General features: G+C 39.7%; 1 protein-coding gene. It reads left to right on the top strand.

All coding sequences use genetic code 11. The features are described 5' to 3' along the window. On the top strand, positions 1 to 459 hold a 459-nt coding region (locus NY022_RS09590; protein ID WP_267525656.1), incomplete at both ends, for a histidinol dehydrogenase.

Raw genomic sequence — 459 nt, 5'->3', positions numbered from 1 at the left:
GTTTTAGCAAGTCCTGCAAAAATCAATGATGCCGTGCTTTTTTGTGCTAAGCTTTGCGGCGTGGATGAAATTTATCAAATGGGTGGTGCAGGAGCTATAGCGGCTTTGGCTTACGGTACGCAAAGTGTTTTAAAGGTGGATAAAATTTTTGGCCCAGGAAATGCCTTTGTAACCGAAGCAAAACGCCAAGTAAGTAGCGATATAAACGGAGCAGCTATTGATATGCAAGCAGGACCTAGTGAAGTTTTAGTAATAGCTGATGATTTGGCTAATGAAAAATTTGTAGCTAGTGATTTGCTTTCACAAGCTGAACATGGTGCAGATTCTCAAGTGATTTTGGTGTGTTTAAGTCAAGATTTTGCTAAAAAAGCAAGCGATGAAGTCCAAAGTCAATTAGAACTTTTGCCTCGCAAAGAACTTGCAAGCAAAAGTATTGCGAATTCACGCATTATCATAGCT

This window comes from Campylobacter sp. MG1, assembly GCF_026616895.1.
In the GTDB taxonomy this organism is placed as follows: Bacteria; Campylobacterota; Campylobacteria; order Campylobacterales; family Campylobacteraceae; genus Campylobacter_E.
This window is presented reverse-complemented; position numbering and strand designations above follow the sequence as displayed.